The organism is Micromonospora sp. M51 (assembly GCF_018070305.1).
Taxonomy (GTDB): Bacteria; Actinomycetota; Actinomycetes; order Mycobacteriales; family Micromonosporaceae; genus Micromonospora; species Micromonospora parva.
This window is the reverse complement of sequence record NZ_JAGPXZ010001151.1, coordinates 1-1,290: the sequence shown is the minus strand read 5'-3', so window position 1 is coordinate 1,290 and position 1,290 is coordinate 1. Positions and strand designations below refer to the sequence as shown.

The following is a 1,290-nucleotide window of genomic DNA, read 5'->3' as shown; positions in this document are numbered from 1 at the left end:
CTACGTCTGGCGGCAGCTGCACCGCCGGGCGTACGCGATGCGGTTCACCAATGTGGACCTGTTGCGGACGGTGGCGCCGAAGGGCCTGGGCTGGCGTCGGCACGTCCCGGCGACCGCGTTCCTGCTCTGCCTGCTGGTGTTGGCCACCGCACTGGCCCGGCCCGCTGTCGACACCAAGGAGCCGCTGGAGCGGGCCACCGTGATGCTCGCCATCGACGTGTCGTTGTCGATGCAGGCCGACGACGTGTCACCGAACCGGCTGGAGGCGGCCCAGGAGGCCGCCAAGCAGTTCGTCAGTGAGCTGCCGGAGAGCTACAACCTGGGCCTCGTGTCGTTCGCCAAGGCGGCCAACGTGCTGGTGCCGCCGGGCAAGGACCGCGACGCGGTGACCAGCGCCATCGACGGGCTGGTGCTGGCCGAGGCGACAGCGACCGGGGAGGCGGTGTTCACCTGCCTGGAGGCGATCCGGTCGGTGCCCGCCGACGGCGCGGCGGGTATCCCACCGGCGCGGATCGTGCTGCTCTCGGACGGCTGCCGCACCTCCGGTCGGGCTGTGGAGGAGGCGGCGGCCGCCGCGCAGGCCGCCAACGTCCCGGTTTCCACGATCGCCTTCGGCACGGACACCGGCCAGGTCGACATCGGCGGGCAGTTGCAGCGGGTGCCGGTGGACCGGTTGGCCCTCGCCGAACTCGCCGAGACCACCGAGGGTTACTTCTACGAGGCGGCCTCGGTGAGCGAGCTGAAGCAGGTCTATCAGGACATGGGCAGCTCGATCGGGTTCCGCACCGAGCCGCGTGAGGTGACCCAGTGGTACGCCGGGGTGGCGCTGCTGCTTGCCCTCTGCGCCGGTGCGCTCAGCCTGCTGTGGTCGTCGCGGATGCTCTGAGCGGTGGGACCGGCGGCGGTCACCCACCGCCGCCGGTCGGCACCAACCCGGTGGCCGTCGCCGTGAGGACGACCAGCTCACTGGCCGCCGCCGGGGAGGACGACCAGCTCAGTGGCCGCCGCCGGCGAGGACGAAGACGATGGCCACCCAGACGGCGGCGAGGGTGAAGCCCAGCGGGGCGACGTAGCGGCTCATGGACGGCTCCGGGTGGCGGCTGGACGGTCCGCGTGCGGGGGCGGACCGCAGGGGGTAGGGACGCGCACACGAAGTCGTGACCGGGCGGCTCCCGGCGACCGCCCGGGTTCGGGCGGCGCGGCACACTCACCTCGGCAGGTGCCGACGTGGTGGGGAGCGGAGCGGGGTCAGCTCACCAGACTGAGTCGTGGCTCAGCGGGACTGACCAT

1 protein-coding gene is annotated in these 1,290 nt (G+C 72.5%); it reads left to right on the top strand.

All coding sequences use genetic code 11. The annotated features are described in order from the left end of the window. On the top strand, positions 1–886 hold an 886-nt coding region (locus KBX53_RS33250), incomplete at its 5' end, for a VWA domain-containing protein (protein ID WP_210863820.1). Positions 887–1,290 lie beyond the last annotated feature (404 nt).